Here is a 17549-nt window from a genome sequence, read left to right as displayed (position 1 = left end):
CCACGAGGCTACCCCATGATCCGCGAAGAATTCCTGCGTTTGGCCGCTGCCGGCTATAACCGCATCCCGCTTGCCTGCGAAACCCTGGCCGACTTCGACACGCCACTGTCGATCTACTTGAAGCTGGCCGACGAGCCCAACTCCTACCTGCTGGAATCGGTGCAGGGCGGGGAGAAATGGGGGCGTTACTCGATCATCGGCCTGCCGTGCCGCACTGTGCTGCGGGTTCACGATCATCACATCAGCGTGACCCACGACGGCATCGAGATCGAAAGCCACGACGCCGAAGATCCACTGGCCTTCGTCGAAGCATTCAAAGCTCGCTACAACGTGCCGACCATTCCTGGCCTGCCGCGCTTCAATGGCGGCCTGGTGGGTTACTTCGGTTACGACTGCGTGCGTTATGTGGAGAAGCGTCTGGGCAAGTGCCCGAACCCGGATCCGTTGGGCGTGCCGGACATTCTGCTGATGGTGTCCGACGCGGTGGTCGTGTTCGACAACCTCGCCGGCAAAATGCACGCGATTGTCCTGGCCGATCCCTCGCAGGACGATGCTTTCGAGCAAGGTCAGGCGCGTCTGGAAGAGTTGCTGGAAAAACTCCGTCAGCCGATCACGCCGCGCCGTGGCCTGGATTTCAGCAAACAACAGTCTGCTGACCCGGTATTCCGTTCGAGCTTCACCCAGGACGATTACGAAAAAGCCGTCGACACCATCAAGGAATACATCCTGGCTGGTGACTGCATGCAGGTCGTGCCGTCCCAGCGCATGTCGATCGACTTCAAGGCCGCGCCGATCGATCTGTACCGGGCGCTGCGTTGCTTTAACCCGACGCCATATATGTACTTCTTCAACTTCGGCGACTTCCACGTCGTCGGCAGTTCGCCGGAAGTGCTGGTGCGGGTCGAAGACAACCTGATCACCGTGCGCCCGATCGCCGGCACTCGCCCACGCGGGGCCAACGAAGAGGCCGACCTGGCACTGGAAAAAGACCTGCTGTCCGACGACAAGGAAATCGCCGAGCACTTGATGCTGATCGACCTGGGCCGTAACGACACCGGTCGGGTCTCGGAAATCGGTTCGGTGAAACTCACTGAAAAGATGGTGATCGAGCGTTATTCCAACGTGATGCACATCGTTTCCAACGTCACCGGTCAATTGAAGGCCGGGCTGACGGCGATGGACGCACTGCGGGCGATTCTGCCGGCGGGCACCTTGTCTGGCGCACCGAAGATTCGCGCGATGGAAATCATCGACGAACTGGAACCGGTCAAGCGTGGTGTCTACGGCGGCGCCGTCGGCTACTTCGCCTGGAACGGCAACATGGACACCGCGATCGCGATCCGCACCGCGGTGATCAAGAACGGCGAACTGCACGTGCAGGCCGGTGGCGGCATCGTTGCCGACTCGGTGCCGGCGCTGGAATGGGAAGAAACCCTGAACAAGCGCCGCGCGATGTTCCGTGCGGTGGCCCTGGCTGAACAAACCCCGGAAAGCTGACCGCAGAACGTTACCCGTATGACATGTCGCTTTGACGGACAAAGCGCTGGACGCTGCGGGTCAATCATTCGAAGGCAGTATTTAAAGTCAGTGAATTCAAGAGGTTCTTAAGCCATGTTGCTGATGATCGATAACTACGACTCTTTTACTTACAACGTTGTGCAATACCTCGGTGAGCTCGGCTCCCAGGTCAAAGTCGTGCGCAACGATGAGCTCACCATTGCCGAAATCGAAGCCCTCAACCCTGAGCGGATCGTCGTTTCCCCCGGCCCTTGCACGCCGAACGAAGCCGGCGTGTCGATTGATGTGATCAAACATTTTGGCGGTAAATTACCGATTCTGGGCGTCTGCCTGGGACATCAGTCTATCGGCCAGGCCTTTGGCGGCGATGTGGTGCGCGCCCGTCAGGTCATGCACGGCAAAACCAGCCCGGTGTTCCACGAGGACAAAGGCGTATTTGAAGGCCTGAACCATCCGCTGACAGTCACCCGCTATCATTCACTGATCGTCAAACGCGAAACCCTGCCCGATTGCCTGGAGCTGACCGCCTGGACCCAGCTTGAAGACGGCTCGGTCGACGAGATAATGGGCCTGCGCCACAAGACACTGAACATCGAGGGCGTCCAGTTTCACCCTGAGTCGATCCTCACCGAACAGGGCCACGAGCTGTTCGCTAATTTCCTCAAACAAACCGGCGGCACGCGCTAAGGACTTTTCATGAATATCAAGACAGCCCTGAGCCGTATCGTCGATCAGCTCGACCTCAGCACCGATGAGATGCGCGATGTCATGCGCGAAATAATGACCGGTCAATGCACGGATGCGCAGATCGGCGCGTTCATGATGGCCATGCGCATGAAGAGCGAAAGCATCGACGAGATCGTCGGCGCCGTGTCGGTCATGCGCGAGCTGGCGGACAAGGTCGAACTCAAGACCCTCGACGGCGTCGTCGATGTGGTGGGTACCGGTGGCGATGGCGCAAACATTTTTAACGTCTCGACCGCTTCCTCATTCGTAGTCGCAGCGGCCGGGTGCACGGTGGCCAAGCACGGTAACCGTGCGGTCTCGGGCAAAAGCGGCAGCGCCGATTTGCTGGAGGCGGCGGGTATCTACTTGAACCTGACACCGGTTCAGGTCGCACGCTGCATCGACAACGTCGGCATCGGTTTCATGTTCGCCCAGACCCATCACAGCGCCATGAAGCACGCCGCCGGCCCGCGCCGGGAGTTGGGCTTGCGCACGCTGTTCAACATGCTCGGCCCGCTTACGAATCCGGCCGGCGTGAAGCATCAGGTGGTGGGCGTGTTCAGTCAGGCGTTGTGCCGGCCGCTGGCCGAAGTCTTGCAGCGTATGGGCAGCAAGCACGTGCTGGTGGTGCATTCGAAGGATGGTCTGGACGAGTTCAGTCTGGCGGCACCGACCTTCGTGGCGGAATTGAAGGATGACCAGGTCACCGAGTACTGGGTCGAGCCAGAAGACCTGGGCATGAAGAGCCAGAGCCTGCACGGTCTGGCAGTGGATAGCCCGGCGGCCTCGCTGGAGCTGATTCGCGACGCCCTGGGCAAGCGCAAGACCGAGAACGGTCAGAAAGCCGCGGAAATGATTATGCTCAATGCCGGTGCCGCGCTGTACGCCGCCGACCATGCCAGCAGTTTGAAAGAAGGCGTTGCCCTGGCGCACGATGCGCTGCACACAGGCCTCGCTCGGGAAAAACTGGAGGAGTTGGGTGCATTTACCGCGGTATTCAAAGTGGAGAATGAGGGATGAGTGTACCGACGGTTCTGGAAAACATTCTGGCCCGCAAAGTCCAGGAAGTCGCCGAGCGTAGCGCTCGCGTAAGCCTGGCGGAGCTGGAAAGTCTGGCCAAGGCGGCCGATGCACCCCGTGGTTTTGCCAAGGCATTGTTGGCTCAGGCCAAGCTCAAGCAGCCAGCGGTCATTGCAGAAATCAAGAAAGCTTCACCGAGCAAAGGCGTTATCCGCGAGAACTTCGTTCCTGCCGACATTGCCAAGAGTTACGAGAAGGGCGGCGCGACCTGTCTGTCGGTGCTTACCGATATCGATTACTTCAAGGGCGCCGATGCGTATCTGCAACAGGCGCGGGCGGCGTGCAAACTGCCGGTGATCCGCAAGGACTTCATGATCGATCCGTACCAGATCATTGAAGCCCGAGCGTTGGGCGCCGACTGCGTACTATTGATCGTCTCCGCACTGGATGATGTGAAAATGGCCGAGTTGGCTGCCGTCGCCAAAAGCGTCGGCCTCGATGTGCTGGTGGAAGTTCACGATGGCGACGAGCTGGAGCGGGCCTTGAAAACCCTCGACACTCCGTTGGTCGGCGTGAACAACCGCAACCTGCACACCTTCGAAGTCAATCTGGAAACCACCCTCGATCTGTTGCCGCGTATCCCGCGTGATCGCTTGGTGATCACCGAAAGTGGCATTCTCAACCGGGCCGATGTCGAGCTGATGGAAATCAGCGATGTGTACGCGTTCCTGGTGGGCGAAGCGTTCATGCGCGCCGAAAGCCCGGGCACCGAACTGCAGCGTCTGTTCTTTCCTGAGCGTGGTATCGCGGTGAGCGGTTCTACACTCGACTGAAAAAGCATCGCGAGCAAGCTCGCTCCCACAGTGATTGTTGGTGGACACAAAATTTGTGAGCACCCAGATCAAATGTGGGAGCGAGCCTGCTCGCGATGGCGGCATAAGTAGCACCTCAGACTTCCTGTCCAACGGAATACTTTATGACCTCAATCGTCTCTTTGACTGTCGAAGCCGGCCTGCAAGCCGAACAGGATCTCTTGGCGTCGGTCTGTGCCGGTGATGCTGAATTCGGTCTGCTGTTCTGGCAACCCAATGACCGCGCTCTGGTCATGCCGCGACGGTTGAATCGTCTGCCTGGGTTCGAGGCCGCGTGCGAGGTGTCGGCTGCGGCAGGTTGGCCGGTGTTGTTGCGTGAGACCGGCGGTGAGCCGGTGCCGCAATCGGCTTCAACGATCAACATCGCACTGGTCTACGCGCCACCGCGTAGCGAGGGTGACCAGAACCGCATCGAAACCGGTTATCGCCGACTTTGCGATCCGATTTGTCAGTTGCTCGATGAGCTGGGCGGCGTTTCGTCTTTGGGTGAAATAGAGGGGGCGTTCTGCGATGGGCGTTTCAACGTCAACCTTGATGGGCGCAAGATGGTCGGCACGGCTCAACGCTGGCGCCAGAGCAAGGGCGGTACGCGTCCGGTAGGGTTGGTGCACGGTGCTTTGTTGCTCGATAACGAGCGTGAGTCGATGGTTGCGGCGGTTAACCGTTTCAATGAAGCCTGTGGCCTGGAGCAGCGAGTTCGCGCCGAGAGCCACATTGCTCTTCATGAGAAATATGCAGCCCCTGATGCGTTGGGGCGACTCGACACGTTGTACCGCCAGTTGCTGGCAGACATGTTCAGGGTTTAGCGCGTACCGAAGACCACCATGGTCTTGCCTTTGACGTCCACCAGGTTGCGTTCTTCCAGGTCCTTGAGTACGCGACCGACCATCTCACGTGAACAACCGACAATCCGCCCGATTTCCTGACGGGTCACTTTGATCTGCATGCCATCGGGATGGGTCATTGCATCTGGCTGTTTGCACAGTTCCAAGAGGCAGCGTGCGACGCGGCCGGTAACGTCGAAGAAGGCAAGGTCACCCACTTTGCGAGTGGTGTTGCGCAGGCGCTGTGCGATTTGTCCGCTGAGCACGTAAAGAATGTCTGGATCCTGTTGGGACAACTCGCGGAATTTCGCGTAGCTGATCTCGGCGACTTCGCATTCGATCTTGGCGCGCACCCAAGCGCTGCGTTCCTGTTCCAGGCCGGCCTGTTCGAAAAGGCCCAACTCGCCAAAAAAGTCTCCGGAGTTCAGGTAGGCGATGATCATTTCGCGACCGTCGTCATCCTCGATCAGGATGGTGACCGAACCCTTGATGATGAAGAACAGCGTGTCCGAACGGTCGCCGGCACAAATGATGTTGCTTTTGGCCGCATAACGACGGCGCTGGCAGTGCATCAACAGCTTGTCGAGGTTCTTGATTTTGGGTGTTGGGGCAGTAGCAACCATGGTTGTATCCCGAAAAGACTTCACGGTGTGTTTGGTTTTCTTATGAGCCGCTGAGGTTGCTACAAAGCTGGCCATGCGCCAGTGAATTGGCGCCAGCTTAACAGACACTTCCTGCAATATTCGAGAATTTACCTACAGCGCAGTGGCTTGCGTCGTAGGAAGGCGAGACGCCGTCAATCAAGGCCCCTGTGCTAAGCTGGCGACCCTTTTTTATACAGTGGAGTCTTGGCGATGAAGGCACGCATCCAATGGGCTGGTGAAGCCATGTTCCTCGGCGAATCCGGCAGCGGTCATGTCGTGGTCATGGACGGTCCGCCCGATGCCGGCGGTCGCAACCTGGGTGTCCGGCCGATGGAAATGCTCCTGCTGGGTGTTGGCGGTTGCAGCAATTTCGACGTGGTCAGCATCCTCAAGAAGTCCCGTCAGGCCGTTGAAAGCAGCGAAGCCTTCCTCGAAGCCGAGCGTGCCACCGAAGATCCGAAGGTTTTCACCAAGATTCACATGCACTTTGTGGTCAAGGGCCGCGGCATGAAAGAAGCCCAGGTCAAACGCGCCATCGAGCTGTCTGCCGAGAAGTATTGCTCGGCGTCGATCATGTTGGGCGCGGCGGGCGTAGAGATCACACACGACTACGAGATCATCGAACTCGGTTGAATCGACATTCAACTATCATAAAGGCAGTGCAGACTGTGACGATCTAAAGCTCGCGTCTGCACCCGAACAAATAATTAAAATCGCCATCGCGAAGAGGTGTTGATCCGTCCTGCGCAGCTGCGTCGTTCGCATCTGACGGGCATGCTTGATCACGCGGCCAGTCCGCAATACACAGAGAGCGTCTAACGGTGAAAAGCAAACTCAAGCTCCATGGGTTCAATAACCTGACAAAGACCTTGAGCTTCAACATCTATGACATCTGCTATGCGCAAACCCCGCAAGACCAACAGGCTTACGTCGAGTACATCAATAAAGAGTACAACGCCAAGCGCCTGACGCAGATCCTCACAGAAGTTGTCGATATCATTGGTGCCAACATCCTGAACATCGCCAGTCAGGACTATGAACCCCAGGGCGCCAGTGTCACGATTCTGATCTCCGAAGAGCCGGTGACCCCGACCGACAGTCAGATCGAAGAGTCCCCGGGCCCGCTGCCTGAAATTATCCTGGCCCACCTCGACAAGAGCCACATCACGGTGCACACCTACCCGGAAATCCATCCGGACGATGGCATCGCGACATTCCGTGTGGACATTGATGTGTCGACCTGTGGCGTCATTTCACCGCTCAAGGCGCTCAACTTCCTGATCCACCAGTTCGATTCGGACATCGTGACCGTGGATTATCGTGTGCGCGGCTTCACCCGTGACGTGGAAGGCAAAAAACACTTCATCGACCACGAGATCAACTCGATTCAGAACTACCTTTCCGAAGACACCCGTGGGGCGTACCAGATGACCGACGTGAACGTGTACCAGGAAAACCTGTTCCACACCAAAATGCTGCTGAAGAACTTCGAACTCGATAACTACTTGTTCGGCGACGCCACCAGCAACCTGTCTTCTGAGCAGCGTGCCCAGGTGACCGAGCGGGTGAAACACGAAATGCTGGAAATCTTCTACGCGCGCAACATGTCGAGCTGATTTTCTGCGAGCAAAAAGAAAGGGCGCTGAAAAAGCGCCCTTTTTTGTGCCCGGGATTTTGGGGGGATCAGATCCGATAAGTACTCTTGGTCATGACCTTGGCCATCAGGCTCATGCCGAACTTTACCGGTGCCGGGAAGCGGAAACCTCCAGCCTCCAGCGCGCTTTCGGCGTGGTGTTCTTCATCAATGCGCATCTGTTCGAGGATCGCCCGGGACTTTTCGTCCTCGGCCGGCAGTTGCTCAAGGTGTTCGTTGAGGTGTTTGCACACCTGATGCTCGGTCGCGGCAACGAAACCCAGGCTGACTTTATCGCTGATCAACCCGGCCACCGCACCAATCCCGAACGACATGCCGTAGAACAGCGGATTGAGAATGCTGGTATGGCTACCCAACTGTTTTATGCGTTGTTCGCACCAGACCAGGTGGTCGATTTCTTCTTCGGCGGCGTGTTCCATGGCGGCACGCACTTGCGGCAGCTTGGCGGTCAGCGCCTGACCCTGATACAGCGCCTGGGCACAGACTTCGCCGGTATGGTTGATGCGCATCAGACCGGCGACGTGCCGGGTGTCTTCGTCGCTCATTTGCGCATCCGGCTGAACGATAGCGGGCGAAGGACGGTACGGCTGGCCACTGAAGGGCAACAAGGTACGCATCGCGGCATCGGCTTGCAGCAGAAGGCGGTCAATCGGCGAGTAGTGACGTTGGGTTGTCATGCTGACCTCCGGGAAGAATCTCGGCGGCCAGTTTAACCCAATCGGCCGGGGAAGGTTTGCGCTGGGTCATTGCGTCGCAGGTGCTTGTGGGAGCGGGGTTGCCCACCCCCACAGGGTTTATTGCAATCAGCCCGGCGGCCAATGCATCTGGCGCTGACCCAGCACGTGCATATGAATGTGATAGACGGTCTGCCCACCCAGTGGATTGCAGTTCATCACCACGCGGAAACCTTCTTCGCAGCCCAGTTCCAGAGCCAGACGCTGGGCGGTGAACAGAATATGCCCAGCCAATGCCTTGTCGTCCTCGGTCAGGTCGTTAAGCGTACGCACCGCTTTTTTCGGGATCACCAGAAAATGTACTGGTGCCTGTGGGGCGATGTCGTGGAAGGCCAGTACCTGGTCGTCCTCGTAAATGATCTTGGCCGGGATTTCCCGGTTGATGATCTTGGTGAACAGAGTATCCACAGCTGTTTTCTCCGTTGTTTGGGCTGGCCTGAGTGTAACCATGGGTTATGCCCGAGCCCAGCCTTTTACCTTGAGGGTGCGATCAGCGCGGGCAGTAAGCCTTGTTGACCATGCCGGCGATTGTCCGGGTCAGCCAGCGTGAGCCGAGTCGCGGCAGGAAGGCGCGCCAGCGGTTGCGTCGACCCGGAATAATGATCGCGCGATTTTTCTCCAGGGCTCGCACGGTGTAGAGCGCGACTTCCTCGGGGCTCATCAGCATTTTGCTGTCGACCAGTTTGCCAGCGTCCAATTGCGCGGTGCGGAAAAACGCCGTGCGGGTAGGGCCGGGGCAAAGCACCGACACCTTGACGGCACATTTTTTCAGTTCGACGCGCAACCCTTCGGAAAAGTGCAGCACATAAGCCTTGCTGGCGTAATAAGTACTCATCCACGGGCCGGGATGGAACGCCGCCACCGAGGCGACATTCAAAATTTGCCCGCCGCCCTGCAGCGCCATGCTGTTGCCGATCGCGTGACACAGGCGAGTGAGCGCGAGGATGTTCACTTCGATCAGGTCCTGCTCGGTCATCCAGTCCTGAGCCAGAAAAGGGCCGCAGGTGCCGATGCCGGCGCAGTTGACCAGCAAGTCGATCTGTCGGTCACCTTCCTCCAGCTCCAGCAGAAAACCGGACAGCCGTAGCGGCTCGCCGAGGTCACAGGCTCGGAACAACACTTCCACGCCAAAACGTTGAGTCAGTTCAATCGCAATACTTTCCAGCTGATCACGCTGACGGGCCACCAGAATCAGGCTGCGGCCGCGCCGGGCCAGCGCTTCGGCCATCGCCAGGCCGATGCCGCTGGAAGCGCCGGTGATCAGAGCGTAACGGGTCATGCATTTCTCCATCGCAACAGCTCCGCGCCGGCGACGCAGGTGTCACGGGCGGGGAGCGCTGTTCATTCTTTCGCAGAGTCTACAGGGGGCTGGGCGTCTTCGGCTGCATCGTCGGCTGAATTTGGCGCTGGCTCTGCTTCCACGGCGCTTTGATCTTCGATCTCTTCGGTGGTCACGGAGTCACTTTCATAGCTGCTCTGGGTGGCGCTTTCGTATTCGCTCTGAAGGGTAGTAAGGCCGCCGGTCAGTCCGCCGATGAACAGGATCGCGATAAGCACCAGCCACAATGAAGACAGGATCTTGACCGCGGTGCTGTTGGGCGGTGGGGGCGCACCGTATCGATTGGCGGTGTTATTACCCGGCACAATCACCATCACGAACGGAAAGAGGCTGCCCACGAACGGCACGAGCGTCAGCAGCCAGAGCCAGCCAGACCAGCCAATATCATGCAGGCGCTGGACACTGAACTGGATGCTGACGAGGCCGAGCGCCACGAAGCCGATCAAGGCCAGCAGGCCTCCGAGAATGAGGGCGATGGTCGAGTCCGTGTTGATGAGGGCCAAGGCGAAAACGGCGAGTAAAGAGCCAGCGCCAAGGGTCACCAGCGTCAGCGACATCGTCCAGGCCAGATAGCGCAAGCGGCCGATCCGACCCTCGAAGCTGAACGGCTTGAGTGTGGAAAACTCGGGCAAGGCTTCGCCAACGGTAGCCAGGGGTGGTGCGTAAGGGGATTCAGGATCTGCCGCGACCGCAGGGGCGTGTTCATGAACGTCGGACAGGTTCAGCTCGATCGAGGGTTCGGATTCGATCCGGGCATCGATACCGGTTTTGGTCAGCGCCTGGAGATAAATCTGCGCATCGGCCTGTGACAGCTCGCGTTTGAGCGCAACCGGCTTGCCACTAAATAGTCGCTCGATGGCAGCCACATCGCTTTTGAACAACTCGGCGAGATTGAGCTTGGCGGTGGTGGCGTCAACACCTGGCAGCAGAGCGCCGTCGAATACGATCTTGAAACGGTTTTCGCTCATTGCGAGGCATCCTTGTCGCGAGAGTGTCAGGGAGTATTGCGGGTGGAGTGTAAGGCCAGTCGAAATGGGCTGGCCAAGCGTTACATGTCAGCGTGGCCAGCGCTTGGGCAGCGCTGCCGCCAGCTCCAGTGCTTTGCGGTACTCGGCATCAAGGCGAGCGACCAATTGATCGACACTCGGCAGGTCATCGATCTCGCCGACCCCCTGGCCTGCCGACCAGACGGTTTTCCAGGCTTTGGCTTCATCGCTGACGGGCTTGAGTTTGGAGCCGAAGTCCACCTCGCCCTTGCCTTGCAGCGCTTTCATGTCGAAACCTGCAGCCTCAAGGCTCTGACGCATAAAGCTCGCCGGTACTCCCGACACCGCTGGAGTATGGACGATGTCCGCGGCTCTGGAAGTCAGCAGCATCTCTTTATAGGCGTCAGGCGCATGACTTTCGGTGGTGCCGATAAATCGCGTGCCGAAGTAGGCCAGATCCGCACCGAGCAATTGTGCCGCGAGAATCTCGTGGCCGTGGTTCAGGCAACCGGCCAGGAGCAGGGTCTTGTCGAAGAATTGGCGGATCTCGGCAATCAGCGAGAACGGACTCCAGGTTCCGGCGTGTCCACCGGCGCCGGCTGCCACGGCGATCAAACCGTCGACCCCGGCCTCGGCGGCTTTCTCTGCATGGCGACGAGTCGTCACGTCATGGAACACCAGACCGCCGTAGCTGTGCACGGCGTCGACCAGTTCTTTCACGGCGCCGAGGCTGGTGATCACAATCGGTACTTTGTGCTCGATGCAGATATCCAGATCTGCTTGCAGGCGCGGGTTGCTGTTGTGGACGATCAGGTTCACCGCATAAGGCGCCGGGTTCACCAATGTCGCCAATCCTGCTTCGATCTCTTCCAGCCAGGCCTTGAAGCCGCTGCTCTCGCGCTGGTTCAACGCGGGGAAGCTGCCCACCACGCCATTACGGCAGCAGGCAAGCACCAATTGCGGATTGGAAATCAGGAACATCGGCGCAGCCACCACAGGCAGACGCAAGCGTTGTTCGAGCAGTGCGGGCAGCGACATTGGAAGTACCCCGGCGAGTTGTGCGTATTGAAGTTAGAACGGTCGAACCACGACCAGAATTACGATAGCCAGCAATATCAGAACCGGCACTTCATTGAACCAGCGATAAAAGACATGGCTGCGGGTGTTCTCGCCACGGGCAAAACGTTTTACCTGAGCGCCACACATGTGGTGGTAGCCGATCAGGATCACCACCAGGGTCAACTTGGCGTGAATCCACGCACCCTGACTGAATATGCTTGGGTTCAGGCCGATCAGTGCGATGCCGAAAATCAGGGTGGCGATCATCGCCGGCCCCATGATGCCGCGGTACAGCTTGCGCTCCATGATGCTGAAGCGTTCTTTACTGACGGTGTCTTCGCTTTGGGCGTGATAAACAAACAGGCGCGGCAGATAGAACAGGCCGGCAAACCAGCAGACCATGCTGATGATGTGAAGCGCTTTGAGCCACAGATAAAGCATTTTTAGTTATTCCCAGGTTCACGGTAGCCCGGATAGTAGAGGCTTGAGCCGCCGCACGTCACCTTGCCGGTTGTCGCAGGACGATACGGGCCCTATTATCGACGGCTTTCCAGTGGGTTCGTTGAGGGCAGGTTTATGGTCAAGGTCGGTATCGTCGGCGGCACGGGTTACACCGGTGTCGAACTGCTGCGTCTGTTGGCGCAACATCCGCAAGCAGAAGTGGTCGTCATCACTTCCCGATCCGAGGCCGGTCTGGCCGTGGCTGATATGTATCCGAACCTGCGCGGTCATTACGATGGCCTGGCGTTCAGCGTTCCGGACATCAAGACGCTGGGCGCCTGCGACGTGGTGTTCTTCGCCACGCCTCACGGTGTTGCCCATGCGCTGGCTGGCGAACTGTTAGCGGCCGGGACCAAAGTCATCGACCTGTCGGCGGACTTCCGTCTGCAAGACGCCGATGAGTGGGCCAAGTGGTACGGTCAACCGCACGGCGCTCCGGAACTGCTGGAAGAAGCGGTTTACGGCTTGCCGGAAGTCAATCGCGAGCAGATCAAGCAGGCTCGTCTGATCGCCGTGCCGGGTTGCTACCCGACCGCTACGCAATTGGGTTTCCTGCCATTGCTTGAAGCAGGTCTGGCCGATACCACTCGCTTGATTGCTGACTGCAAATCCGGTGTCAGTGGTGCTGGTCGTGGCGCGTCTGTAGGTTCGCTGTACTCCGAGACGTCGGAAAGCATGAAGGCTTACGCCGTCAAAGGTCACCGTCACTTGCCGGAAATCCGCCAGGGCCTGCGTCGCGCAGCGGGCAAGGATGTCGGTCTGACGTTCGTTCCGCACCTGACGCCAATGATTCGAGGCATCCACTCGACGCTCTACGCGACTGTCGTGGATCGCTCCGTGGATCTGCAGGCACTGTTTGAAAAACGTTATGCCGACGAACCGTTCGTCGATGTCATGCCAGCCGGCAGCCATCCGGAAACCCGCAGCGTGCGCGGTGCCAACGTTTGCCGTATTGCGGTGCATCGTCCTCAGGATGGTGACCTGGTGGTGGTGTTGTCGGTGATCGACAATCTGGTCAAAGGCGCGTCGGGGCAGGCGGTGCAGAACATGAACATCCTGTTCGGGCTGGATGAACGCCTGGGTTTGTCTCACGCTGGCATGTTGCCGTAAGGCTTTAGCCCGCTCAGCAAAAAGGCCCGTCTGACGGGCCTTTTTGCATTCCGGGCTTACGATTGGGTTGATTGATATACCGTAACAATAGTTGACCGATTTTCTAGGAGAAGCGGATAATGCGCGTCATCACGCATTATGGCGGCGTAACGCCGGGAGATAGTTAGCATGAGCGTCGAATCCTTCACCCCCACGGCTTTGCAATTCACCCACGGTGCCGCGCACAAGGTGAAGAGCCTGGTCGATGAAGAGGGGAATGATCGCTTGAAACTGCGCGTATTCGTTACGGGCGGCGGTTGTTCAGGTTTTCAGTACGGCTTCACCTTCGATGAAGAAGTGGCCGATGACGACACCATTGTCGAGCGCGAAGGGGTGAGTCTGGTCGTTGACCCGATGAGCTTCCAGTACCTGGCAGGTGCCGAGGTGGATTATCAGGAAGGTCTTGAAGGTTCGCGCTTCGTGATCAAGAACCCGAATGCCAGCACTACATGTGGCTGCGGCTCTTCGTTCTCGATCTGATCGCGCTTCACGGCAGTATCAAGCGCCGCATGGCCTTATGGCTTTGCGGCGTTTTGCTGTGTGGCGTTTATGCCGGGTAGATAGCGCCGAGTACGCGCAGGCCGCGGGCGCCGGTGACGCTCGGGCGATTGGCAGCGATGCCTTCAAGGCAGCAATGGGCCAGCCAGGCGAAGGCCATGGCTTCGACCCAGTCCGGGTCTACACCGTAAGCCGCAGTGCTGCTGACCTTGGCGTTCGGCAGCAAGCGGGCCAATCGATTCATCAGCGTGGCGTTGTGCGCGCCGCCGCCGCAAACCAACAGTTCCTGGGTATCTGATTGAGCGCTTTGCAGTGACTCGACGATGGTCAGGGCGGTCAGTTCGAGCAGGGTTGCCTGTACGTCTTCGGCGGCGAAGGTCGGCAATTTCGATAGATGCTGTGTCAGCCATGGCAGGTTGAACACTTCGCGGCCGGTGCTCTTGGGGCCTTTGGTCACGAAAAATGGATCACTCAGCAGTTCGTTCAGCAGAACCGGTTCGACCTTGCCGCTGGCAGCCCATTGGCCATCGCGATCAAAGTTGTCGCCGTGTTGCTGGTGAATCCACGCATCCAGCAAGACATTGCCCGGGCCACAGTCGAAACCCGCTACCGGTTTACCAGGCTCGATCAGGCTGAGGTTGCTGAATCCGCCAATGTTCAATACCGCGCGATTGCCTGCGCGTTCTTCAAACAACGCTTCGTGAAAGGCTGGGACCAGTGGTGCGCCTTGTCCGCCAGCCGCAACATCGCGGCTGCGGAAGTCGCTGACCACGGTGATGCCGGTCAGCTCGGTTAGAAGGGCAGGGTTGCCGATCTGCACGGTGAAACCGCGCGCCGGTTCGTGGCGAATGGTCTGGCCGTGGCTGCCAATAGCACGAATGTCTTGGGGTTTCAGGTTTTGTTGGTCGAGGAGGGTATGAATACCCTGTGCTGCCAATTTCACCCAGTTTTGCTGAGCAATGGCGGAGCGGGCAATCTCGTCCGGGCCGCTGGCGCACAAGCCAAGCAGCTCGGCGCGCAGGGATTCAGGCATTGGGGTGTAGTGCGTGGCGATCAGGTTGATCGCCGGAGTCAGCTCGATCAGCGCAATGTCCAGGCCGTCGAGGCTGGTCCCGGACATCACACCTATATAGAGAGCCATGGCTTAGCGCTTGCTCGAAGCCAGCTGCGTGGACTTCTCTTGATCCATGCGGGCCATCAGTGGTTGGCTCTGCGCGAGGAAACGTGCGCGCTCGGCTTTGGAGATCGGATCCGCCATCGCCACCTTCTGGCCTAGTGGGTCGACGTGCACGCCATTGACCTGGAACTCGTAATGCAAATGCGGTCCGGTGGAAAGTCCGGTGGTGCCGATGTAGCCGATCACCTGGCCTTGTTTGACGCTACTGCCAGTCTGCACGCCTTTGGCAAAGCCCTGCATGTGGCCGTACAGCGTACGGTAGGTGTTGCCGTGCTGGATGATCACGGTATTGCCGTAGCCACCACGGCGACCGGCCAACAACACTTTGCCGTCACCGGCTGCCTTGATTGGAGTGCCGCGCGGCGCTGCATAGTCGACGCCTTTGTGAGCGCGGATCTTGTTCAGGATCGGGTGTTTGCGGCCCATGGAGAATTTCGAGCTGATACGGGCGAAGTCCACCGGAGTGCGGATAAACGCCTTGCGCATGCTGTTGCCGTCAGCAGTGTAGTAGCTGCTGTTGCCTTGTTTATTGGTGTAACGCACGGCGGTGTAGGTCTTGCCGCGGTTGGTGAAGCGAGCGGAAAGGATCGGTCCATTGCCGACAGCCTTGCCGTTGACGACTTTCTGTTCGTAGATGACATCGAACTCGTCACCCTGGCGAATATCCTGGGCGAAATCGACGTCATAGCCAAACACGCTGGCCATGTCCATGGTCAGGCTGTGGGACAAACCGGCGCGTGCAGCGGACTGCGACAGGGAGCTGTTGATCACGCCATGAACGTAGGCAGAGCGCACGGTCGGCTTGGCGGTAATGCGGTTGAATGCATAACCCTTGTCATTCTTGGTCAAGGTGATGCTTTCGACGTCGCTGACCTTGCTGTGCAGGTTGGTCAGCTGGCCATTGGGGCCGAGTTCGAATTCGAGTTTCTGGCCATGTTTGAGCTGGCTGAACTGCTTGGCCTGCTTGTCGCTGGCCAGCACTTCATGCACCGAAGCTGCTGGAAGGCCGACTTTTTCAAACAGTGTGGAGAGCGTATCGCCTTTAGAAACGATCACTTCCCTGTGGTTTGGAGACTTCTTTTCTTCGATCACCGGCGCCGGCGCTGGCGCGGCCTGAGCGGTTTCCTGGGGTTCTTCGGCGCTGTTTTCGATCTGCGCGAAAGGGGAAGCTGCTGGCTCATTTGTGGCCTGGACGGCTTCGGCAGCGTCTTGATCTTGTATCAGTTGTTCAGCAGGGCTTTCCAGTTCAAGACTCAGGGTCGTCTTTTTGGCTTCAACATCACTGGAAGGAAATACCAGAAGCGCCAGGCTCAGAAGGGCGGCGATGCCACTTGCTGCGAGCAGGTGGGTCTTCGGGTAAAGCGGCGGCGCTTTAGACGATTCTTTGGTCATGGGTAATTTTTGACTTTGAAAAAGATGAATTGGAAAAGATGAATGACATGATGAAGATGAAATAACTGTATAAAATATAACCAAATCATCTCTGAAGCAAGTCCGCGAGCGCTGTGTCCGTGGATTGGCGTCCGTGCGCCGGGCAAAACTTGTATTTGACGCGCGATCTTGTATGGTTGGTTCCCTTTGAATTCGAGCCTTGCGGGTCTGTTATGAAGTCGGTTGAAGAGCAGCTAGCGCTGATTAAACGTGGTGCGGAAGAACTGTTGGTCGAGTCCGAGCTGATCGAAAAGCTCAAGCGTGGCCAGCCGCTACGTATTAAGGCAGGCTTCGATCCGACCGCGCCGGATTTGCACCTGGGTCATACCGTGCTTATTAATAAGCTGCGCCAGTTCCAGGAGCTGGGGCATCAGGTGATCTTCCTTATAGGTGACTTCACCGGGATGATCGGTGATCCGAGCGGCAAGAGTGCGACGCGTCCTCCTCTTACCCGCGAGCAGGTTCTCGAGAATGCCGAGACCTACAAGACCCAGGTTTTCAAGATTCTTGATCCGGCGAAAACCGAAGTTGCGTTCAACTCCACCTGGATGGATCAGATGGGGCCGGCCGATTTCATTCGCCTGACTTCGCAATACACCGTGGCTCGGATGCTTGAGCGCGACGACTTCGACAAGCGCTACACGTCCAATCAGCCAATCGCTATTCACGAGTTCCTCTATCCGCTGGTTCAGGGTTATGACTCGGTCGCTTTGCGCGCGGATGTCGAGCTGGGTGGTACTGATCAGAAGTTCAATCTGTTGATGGGGCGTGAACTGCAGCGTGGATATGGTCAAGAGGCTCAGTGCATTCTGACCATGCCGCTGCTCGAAGGTCTGGATGGCGTGAAGAAGATGTCCAAGTCCTTGGGCAACTACGTGGGTATTCAGGAAGCACCGGGTGTGATGTACGGCAAACTGGTTTCCATTCCGGATGCGCTGATGTGGCGCTACTTCGAGTTGCTCAGCTTCCGCTCCATGGATGAGATCAATGCATTCCGTGCTGATGTTGAGGCGGGTGCCAATCCGCGTGATATCAAAATCAAACTGGCCGAAGAGATCGTTGCGCGTTTCCATGGTGAGGAGGCTGCGGCCAATGCTCACCGTGCAGCGGGTAACCGTATGAAGGATGGCGAGCTGCCGGACGATCTGCCGGAGATCGAATTGACTGCTACTGAAGACATGCCGATCGCTGCAGTCCTTAATAAGGCGGGCCTGGTCAAGAATTCGGCTGTCGCGCGAGATCTTCTGGGGTCTGGTGGTGTGCGTATAGATGGTGAGGTTGTCGATCGCACCTTTATATACGTACTGGGCGCGACCCATGTTTGTCAGGCCGGGAAGAAGGCATTTGCGCGTATTACGCTCAAATCCGAATAAAGCTCAAATTAGGGGTTGACGGTAGATTCTGGAAGTCTATAATT

19 protein-coding genes are annotated in these 17549 nt (G+C 58.0%); 10 read left to right on the top strand and 9 right to left on the bottom strand.

The window, feature by feature from the left end; genetic code table 11:
- Positions 1-15 precede the first annotated feature (15 nt).
- From trpE to VD17_RS01305, 5 genes are all read left to right on the top strand, one after another.
- Entirely contained in the window at positions 16-1497 is a 1482-nt protein-coding gene (gene trpE / locus VD17_RS01325; protein ID WP_046052348.1) for an anthranilate synthase component I, read from the top strand.
- A gap of 114 nt (positions 1498-1611) precedes the next feature.
- Positions 1612-2205 carry an aminodeoxychorismate/anthranilate synthase component II gene (locus VD17_RS01320; protein WP_033056198.1) on the top strand — a complete coding sequence of 198 codons (594 nt, stop codon included), beginning with the start codon at positions 1612-1614 and terminating at the stop codon, positions 2203-2205.
- 9 nt (positions 2206-2214) lie between these two features.
- Positions 2215-3264, top strand: a complete 1050-nt coding sequence (gene trpD / locus VD17_RS01315) for an anthranilate phosphoribosyltransferase (RefSeq protein ID WP_046052347.1) — start codon at positions 2215-2217, stop codon at positions 3262-3264.
- Positions 3261-4097, top strand: coding sequence for an indole-3-glycerol phosphate synthase TrpC (gene trpC / locus VD17_RS01310; protein ID WP_046052346.1), 837 nt, complete (start codon positions 3261-3263; stop codon positions 4095-4097). Before trpD ends, trpC begins: the two co-directional genes overlap by 4 nt.
- Positions 4098-4240: 143 nt before the next feature.
- Entirely contained in the window at positions 4241-4942 is a 702-nt protein-coding gene (locus VD17_RS01305) for a lipoate--protein ligase family protein (RefSeq protein ID WP_046052345.1), read from the top strand.
- On the opposite strand, the gene crp is transcribed toward VD17_RS01305, so the two are convergent.
- The gene (crp, locus tag VD17_RS01300; RefSeq protein ID WP_046052344.1) at positions 4939-5583 is read right to left on the bottom strand and encodes a cAMP-activated global transcriptional regulator CRP; all 645 of its coding nucleotides are present in this window, start codon (positions 5581-5583) and stop codon (positions 4939-4941) included. The genes VD17_RS01305 and crp overlap by 4 nt on opposite strands.
- 231 nt (positions 5584-5814) lie before the next feature.
- On the opposite strand from crp, the gene VD17_RS01295 reads away from it, so the two are divergent.
- Both VD17_RS01295 and speD read left to right on the top strand, forming a co-directional pair.
- Positions 5815-6237 carry an OsmC family protein gene (locus VD17_RS01295; RefSeq protein ID WP_046052343.1) on the top strand — a complete coding sequence of 141 codons (423 nt, stop codon included), beginning with the start codon at positions 5815-5817 and terminating at the stop codon, positions 6235-6237.
- Positions 6238-6425: 188 nt separating this feature from the next.
- Positions 6426-7220, top strand: coding sequence for an adenosylmethionine decarboxylase (gene speD, locus VD17_RS01290; protein ID WP_046052342.1), 795 nt, complete (start codon positions 6426-6428; stop codon positions 7218-7220).
- A gap of 67 nt (positions 7221-7287) precedes the next feature.
- Here the strand turns inward: speD and coq7 are convergent, their stop codons facing one another.
- From coq7 to hemJ, 6 genes are all read right to left on the bottom strand, one after another.
- Positions 7288-7935 carry a 2-polyprenyl-3-methyl-6-methoxy-1,4-benzoquinone monooxygenase gene (gene coq7 / locus VD17_RS01285; protein WP_008147238.1) on the bottom strand — a complete coding sequence of 216 codons (648 nt, stop codon included), beginning with the start codon at positions 7933-7935 and terminating at the stop codon, positions 7288-7290.
- A gap of 126 nt (positions 7936-8061) precedes the next feature.
- Entirely contained in the window at positions 8062-8400 is a 339-nt protein-coding gene (locus VD17_RS01280; protein WP_008147240.1) for a histidine triad nucleotide-binding protein, read from the bottom strand.
- 82 nt (positions 8401-8482) lie between these two features.
- Positions 8483-9271, bottom strand: a complete 789-nt coding sequence (locus VD17_RS01275; RefSeq protein WP_046052341.1) for an SDR family NAD(P)-dependent oxidoreductase — start codon at positions 9269-9271, stop codon at positions 8483-8485.
- A gap of 62 nt (positions 9272-9333) precedes the next feature.
- Positions 9334-10299 (bottom strand): DUF805 domain-containing protein, encoded by a 966-nt coding sequence (locus VD17_RS01270; protein WP_046052340.1) that lies wholly within the window; start codon positions 10297-10299, stop codon positions 9334-9336.
- An 87-nt stretch (positions 10300-10386) separates the two neighbouring features.
- Positions 10387-11355 (bottom strand): NAD(P)H-dependent flavin oxidoreductase, encoded by a 969-nt coding sequence (locus VD17_RS01265; RefSeq protein WP_046052339.1) that lies wholly within the window; start codon positions 11353-11355, stop codon positions 10387-10389.
- Between the two features lie 33 nt (positions 11356-11388).
- Positions 11389-11817 carry a protoporphyrinogen oxidase HemJ gene (gene hemJ, locus VD17_RS01260; RefSeq protein ID WP_046052338.1) on the bottom strand — a complete coding sequence of 143 codons (429 nt, stop codon included), beginning with the start codon at positions 11815-11817 and terminating at the stop codon, positions 11389-11391.
- A 135-nt stretch (positions 11818-11952) separates the two neighbouring features.
- Here hemJ and argC point away from each other — a divergent pair, with 135 nt between their 5' ends.
- Together argC and erpA are read left to right on the top strand one after the other, a co-directional pair.
- Positions 11953-12987, top strand: a complete 1035-nt coding sequence (gene argC, locus VD17_RS01255) for an N-acetyl-gamma-glutamyl-phosphate reductase (protein WP_046052337.1) — start codon at positions 11953-11955, stop codon at positions 12985-12987.
- Between the two features lie 168 nt (positions 12988-13155).
- Positions 13156-13506 carry an iron-sulfur cluster insertion protein ErpA gene (gene erpA, locus VD17_RS01250; protein ID WP_007947969.1) on the top strand — a complete coding sequence of 117 codons (351 nt, stop codon included), beginning with the start codon at positions 13156-13158 and terminating at the stop codon, positions 13504-13506.
- A 67-nt stretch (positions 13507-13573) separates the two neighbouring features.
- Here the strand turns inward: erpA and VD17_RS01245 are convergent, their stop codons facing one another.
- The gene (locus VD17_RS01245) at positions 13574-14665 is read right to left on the bottom strand and encodes an anhydro-N-acetylmuramic acid kinase (RefSeq protein WP_046052336.1); all 1092 of its coding nucleotides are present in this window, start codon (positions 14663-14665) and stop codon (positions 13574-13576) included.
- A 3-nt stretch (positions 14666-14668) separates the two neighbouring features.
- Positions 14669-16093, bottom strand: coding sequence for a peptidoglycan DD-metalloendopeptidase family protein (locus VD17_RS01240; RefSeq protein ID WP_046052335.1), 1425 nt, complete (start codon positions 16091-16093; stop codon positions 14669-14671).
- A 212-nt stretch (positions 16094-16305) separates the two neighbouring features.
- Here VD17_RS01240 and tyrS point away from each other — a divergent pair, with 212 nt between their 5' ends.
- Positions 16306-17505 (top strand): tyrosine--tRNA ligase, encoded by a 1200-nt coding sequence (tyrS, locus tag VD17_RS01235; RefSeq protein ID WP_046052334.1) that lies wholly within the window; start codon positions 16306-16308, stop codon positions 17503-17505.
- Positions 17506-17549 lie beyond the last annotated feature (44 nt).

Origin of the sequence: Pseudomonas fluorescens (assembly GCF_000968015.1) — a bacterium.
GTDB lineage: Bacteria > Pseudomonadota > Gammaproteobacteria > Pseudomonadales > Pseudomonadaceae > Aquipseudomonas > Aquipseudomonas fluorescens_W.
This window is presented reverse-complemented; position numbering and strand designations above follow the sequence as displayed.